The 5,486-nt window shown below is 68.5% G+C and carries 3 protein-coding genes and 1 pseudogene; all 4 read left to right on the top strand.

Annotated features, from left to right (window positions below; all coding sequences use genetic code 11):
- Positions 1-51: 51 nt before the first annotated feature.
- Positions 52-3,015, top strand: coding sequence for a 2Fe-2S iron-sulfur cluster-binding protein (locus tag J9611_RS20635; protein WP_211882984.1), 2,964 nt, complete (start codon positions 52-54; stop codon positions 3,013-3,015).
- Positions 3,008-3,694 carry a sarcosine oxidase subunit gamma gene (locus tag J9611_RS20640; RefSeq protein ID WP_211882986.1) on the top strand — a complete coding sequence of 229 codons (687 nt, stop codon included), beginning with the start codon at positions 3,008-3,010 and terminating at the stop codon, positions 3,692-3,694. The genes J9611_RS20635 and J9611_RS20640 overlap by 8 nt, the downstream gene beginning before the upstream one ends.
- A complete protein-coding gene (locus J9611_RS20645) occupies positions 3,694-5,109 on the top strand; it encodes an L-serine ammonia-lyase (RefSeq protein ID WP_211882988.1) in 1,416 nt (471 codons plus the stop codon). Before J9611_RS20640 ends, J9611_RS20645 begins: the two co-directional genes overlap by 1 nt.
- 128 nt (positions 5,110-5,237) lie before the next feature.
- Positions 5,238-5,486 (top strand): annotated as a pseudogene (locus tag J9611_RS20650) (pyridoxal 5'-phosphate synthase lyase subunit PdxS); the annotation flags it as partial.

Genomic DNA, 5,486 nt, shown 5'->3' on the forward strand with positions numbered 1-5,486 from the left:
ACACACGGCCCCCACAGTTCCCGGCCCCGTCTCCCCGGAAGGAGCAATCAAATGACCGCTCAGCCGCAGCCCGCGCGTCTTAGCACCGGCGGACGCATCGACCGCAGCATCTCCTGGCGTTTCACCGTTGACGGCGAGGAATTCACAGGCCACCCCGGCGACACACTCGCCTCGGCGCTGCTCGCCAACGGCCACATCAGCGCGGGCAACTCCCTCTACGAGGACCGGCCCCGCGGCATCATGTCCGCCGGCGTCGAGGAATCCAACGCCCTGGTCAAGATCGCTCCGCGCTTCCCCGGCCACGTTGCAGAGTCCATGCTCCCCGCCACCACCGTCACCCTGGTGGACGGCCTCAAGGCAGAACTGCTCAACGGCCTGGGCAAGCTGGACCCGGAGGATGACCGCGCCGAGTACGACAAGAAGTACATCCACACCGACGTCCTGGTGATCGGCGGCGGCCCCGCCGGCCTCGCCGCAGCGCGCGAGGCCGTCCGCACCGGCGCCCGCGTCATGCTCATGGACGACCAGCCCGAACTGGGCGGAAGCCTCCTGTCCGGCTCCACCGCACCCGAGCTGGCTGAGACCATCGAAGGCAAACCGGCCCTGGAATGGGTAGCTGATGTGGAAGCCGAACTCGTTTCCGGAGCCGAATCCACCGTCCTGAACCGCACCACCGCCTTCGGCGCCTACGACGCCAACTACGTCATCGCGGTCCAGAACCGCACCGACCACCTTTCCAGCCCCTCCGCCCCCGGCGTCTCCCGCCAGCGGATCTGGCACGTCCGTGCCAACCAGGTGGTCCTGGCTCCCGGCGCCCACGAACGTCCGCTGGTGTTCGAGAACAATGACCGCCCCGGCATCATGCTCGCCTCCGCCGTCCGCAGCTACCTCAACCGCTACGCCGTGGCAGCCGGGCAGCGCGTAGTCATCAGCACCACCAATGACAGCGCCTACGCCCTCGCCGCGGACCTCCGCGCCGCCGGCGTCAAGCTCGCAGCCGTCGTCGATGCCCGCCCGCAGCTCTCGAAGGTGGCTGCCGCCGCCGTCGAAGCCGGCACGCGTGTGCTGATCGGCAGCGCGGTGGCCAACACCGCTACCGGCTCCGCCGGATCCAACACAGATGGCCGCGTTGAGAGCGTCACCGTCCGCAGCATCAACGACGACGGCGAACTCACCTCCGGCGTCGAAGAAATCGCCTGCGACCTGCTGGCAGTCTCCGGCGGCTGGAGCCCGCTGGTCCACCTCCACTCCCAGCGGCAGGGCAAGCTGCGCTGGGACGATGAACTGGCCGCTTTCGTGCCGAGCACCGTGGTTCCGAACCAGCAGACCATCGGCTCCGGCCGCGGCAGCTTCGAACTCGAGGACTGCCTCGCCGAAGGCATCTCCGCCGGAGCCGCGGCAGCCATCGCCGCCGGCTTCACTTCAGAAACCAAGCCGGCTGTCATCGGCGAGCCGAAGGCCTCCGCCCCCACCCGCCAGCTGTGGCTGGTCCCGGGCCAGGAAGGCACTCCGGATGACTGGCACCACCACTTCGTGGACTTCCAGCGCGACCAGTCCGTGGCTGACGTCCTGCGCTCCACCGGAGCCGGGATGCGGTCGGTGGAGCACATCAAGCGCTACACCTCCATCAGCACCGCCAACGACCAGGGCAAGACCTCCGGTGTCAACGCCATCGGCGTCATTGCCGCAGCGCTCCGGACCGCCGGCGAAGCATCCCGCGGCATCGGCGACATCGGCACCACCACCTACCGGGCACCGTTCACCCCGGTGGCGTTCGCGGCACTCGCCGGACGCCAGCGCGGCGAACTGTTCGACCCCGCCCGCGTCACCTCGATCAACCCATGGCACGTCGCCAAGGGCGCCTTGTTCGAGGACGTCGGTCAGTGGAAGCGCCCCTGGTACTACCCGCAGGCCGGCGAGGACATGGACACCGCGGTCCTGCGTGAATGCGCCGCCGTCCGCGGTTCCGTGGGCTTCATGGACGCCACCACCCTGGGCAAGATCGAGATCCGGGGCAAGGACGCCGGCGAATTCCTGAACCGCGTCTACACCAACGCCTTCAAGAAGCTCGCGCCGGGATCGGCCCGCTACGGCGTCATGTGCACCCCGGACGGCATGATCTTCGACGACGGCGTGACCTTGCGCCTGGACGATGACCGGTACTTCATGACCACCACCACCGGCGGCGCCGCCAAGGTGCTGGACTGGCTGGAGGAATGGCACCAGACCGAGTGGCCCGAACTGGACGTGCACTGCACCTCCGTGACGGAACAGTGGACCACCATCGCCGTCGTCGGCCCCAAGTCCCGTGCCGTGATCGCCAAGCTCGCCCCGCAGCTGGCCGCCGACGGCGGCCTGGATGCCGAGGCGTTCCCGTTCATGACCTTCCGGGAGACCACGCTGGCCTCCGGGGTGCAGGCGCGCATCTGCCGCATCTCCTTCTCCGGCGAACTGGCGTACGAGATCAATGTGCCGTCCTGGTACGGGCTCAACACCTGGGAAGCCGTGGCCGCCGCCGGTGCGGAGTTCAACATCACCCCGTACGGCACCGAAACCATGCACGTGCTGCGTGCCGAAAAGGGCTACCCGATCGTCGGGCAGGACACCGACGGGACCGTCACCCCGCAGGACGCCGGGATGGAATGGGTCGTTTCCAAGGCCAAGGACTTCATCGGCAAGCGCTCCTACAACCGCACGGACGCCGCCCGCGCCGACCGGAAACACCTGGTCAGCGTGCTCCCGGTGGACGGAAGCATCCGGTTGCCTGAAGGCACGCAGCTCGTGGAAAAGGGCATCACCGTCAACCCCGCCTACGGCCCCGTGCCGATGCAGGGGTTCGTGACCTCCAGCTACCACAGTGCCGCGCTGGGCCGTTCCTTCGGCCTGGCCCTGATCCACAACGGCCGCAACCGCATCGGCGAGACCCTCGTGGCCTCGATGGGAGACCAGCTGGTGGACGTGGTTGTTGGCGAAACCGTACTTTTCGACGCTGAAGGGACCCGCAAAGATGGCTGAAACATCAGCACCGGCAGAAGCAACACACGTCAACGGACTCCGGGCTGCCCGACGCAGCCCGGCCTCGCACCTCGCCGAGGCCTTCGCGGCCGGCTCCGTGCCGGGCACCGCCGCACTGAAGGAAATCCCGTACCAGACCATGGTGGGGATCCGCGTTGAGCGCGGCTCCGACGCCGGGACGCGGATCGCCTCCGTGACCGGCGGACTGCCGGCCTCCTGCGGCGAAGTCAGCGGCAGCGACGCTGCGGTCAGCGGCGCTGCAATCAACGGCGCTGCTCTCAACGGCGCTGCCGTTCTGTGGCTCGGACCCGCAGAATTCATGGTCGTCGCCCCGGAGGCGTCGCATGACTCCCTCGGCGGCTCGCTGGTCAGCGATCTCACGGCGGCACTGGGCAGCGGCGAAGGCCAGGTGGTGGACCTGTCCGCCAACCGCACCACCTTCGAGCTCACCGGCAGCCGGGCCCGCGCAGTCCTCGAGAAGAGCTGCTCGCTGGACCTGCACCCGCGCGTGTTCAAGGCCGGCACCGCCCTGGCAACGGAAATCGGGCACATCCCGGTGGTGCTCTGGAAGACCGCGGACGAGACGTTCCGCCTGTTCCCGAGGGCCTCGTTCGCCGATTTCCTGGGGCGCTGGCTCCTGGACTCCATGCGGGAGTACGCCTCACCCGAGGTCCCGTAATGGCCCTGAGCGTACTTGACCTGTTTTCCGTTGGCATCGGGCCGTCGTCATCGCACACGGTCGGCCCGATGCGGGCAGCGAAACTGTTCGCCGACGGGCTGAAGGGCGACGGGCAGCTGGCCTCCACCGCCCGCGTCCAGGCTGAGCTTTTCGGCTCGCTCGGCGCCACCGGGCGGGGCCACGGCTCGGACAAGGCCGTGGTGCTGGGGCTGCAGGGACAGGCCCCGGAAACCGTGGACACCCGTACCGCCGACGACCAGGTTGCCGCAGCCGCCCTCAACGCCGAGCTGCGCCTCGGCGGCAGCCACCGGGTGGATTTCAACTGGGACGAGGACGTGGTCCTGCACCGCCGCAAGTCCCTGCCGGCCCATCCGAACGGCATGACGTTCCGCGCGCTGGACCACGCCGGGGCGGTGCTGGCCGAACGCAGCTACTACTCCATCGGCGGCGGCTTCGTCGTGGACGGCGATGCCCAAGGTGCCGACCGGGTGGTGGCCGACGAGACGGTACTGCCCTACCCTTTCACCACCGCCGACGAGCTCCTGGACATCTGCGCCCGCGAAGGCAAATCCATCTCGGACGTCATGCTCGCCAACGAACTGGTCTGGCGCAGTGAGGCGGAACTGCGGGAGAAACTCCTGGCGTTGTGGGCGGTCATGCGCCAGTGCGTGGACAACGGCTGCGCTGCCGAGGGAATCCTGCCCGGCGGGCTGAACGTCAAACGCCGTGCCCCGGCCCTGTTCCGGACGCTGGCGGCATCCGCCGCCAGCGCGGACGCAGCATCCCGGACCCCGTCCCCCGTCCAGGTGCCCGCCGACCCGCTGCTCGCGATGGAATGGGTGAACCTGTTCGCGCTGGCCGTCAATGAGGAAAACGCTGCCGGCGGGCGGATCGTCACCGCCCCCACCAACGGCGCCGCCGGCATCGTGCCGGCCGTCCTGCACTACTACGTCAAGTTCGTCCCCGGGGCCAACGACGACGGCGTCATCCGCTTCCTGCTGGCCGCCGCCGCCGTCGGGATCCTCTTCAAGATCAACGCCTCGATCTCCGGGGCGGAGGTCGGCTGCCAGGGCGAGGTGGGCTCCGCCTGCTCCATGGCGGCCGCCGGGCTGGCCGAAGTCCTCGGCGGCACCCCGGCGCAGGTGGAAAACGCCGCCGAAGTCGGGATCGAACACAACCTGGGCCTCACCTGCGACCCGGTCGGCGGACTGGTGCAGATCCCCTGCATCGAACGCAACGCCATCGCCAGCGTCAAAGCCATCAACGCCGCCCGCCTGTGCCTCCACGGCGACGGCAGCCACAAGGTATCCCTCGACAATGCCATCAAGACCATGCGCGAGACAGGAGCAGACATGAAAACCAAGTACAAGGAAACCTCCCGCGGAGGCCTCGCCGTGAACGTGATCGAGTGCTGAGCCATGATGTAAACCCGCACGGGCGCGCCGCACCGGAGTGCCGATCCCGGAACTAGACCGCCCAGGCGCACGAACGGTAGCTGGCTGGGCTGGCGCCTCGAACCTGACTGAAGAAAAGAGAGCATTTCGTGAGTCACCTAACACCTCTTCCGCGGATTGCGGGCAGCAGCCGCGTCAAGCGCGGCATGGCCGAGATGCTCAAGGGCGGCGTCATCATGGACGTCGTCAACGTCGAGCAGGCCCGCATCGCCGAGGATGCCGGTGCCGTGGCCGTCATGGCGCTGGAACGCGTTCCGGCCGATATCCGCGCCCAGGGCGGCGTGTCCCGCATGTCGGACCCGGACATGATCGACAAGATCATCGACGCCGTGTCCGTG

Origin of the sequence: Pseudarthrobacter albicanus (genome assembly GCF_018224015.1) — a bacterium.
Taxonomy (GTDB): Bacteria; Actinomycetota; Actinomycetes; order Actinomycetales; family Micrococcaceae; genus Arthrobacter; species Arthrobacter albicanus.

What these genes read in the sequence shown, in the direction of transcription:
- J9611_RS20635 (WP_211882984.1), top strand. Translation starts at nt 52, where the DNA reads ATGACCGCTCAGCCGCAGCCCGCGCGTCTTAGCACCGGCGGACGCATC.
- J9611_RS20640 (WP_211882986.1), top strand. Translation starts at nt 3,008, where the DNA reads ATGGCTGAAACATCAGCACCGGCAGAAGCAACACACGTCAACGGACTC.
- J9611_RS20645 (WP_211882988.1), top strand. Translation starts at nt 3,694, where the DNA reads ATGGCCCTGAGCGTACTTGACCTGTTTTCCGTTGGCATCGGGCCGTCG.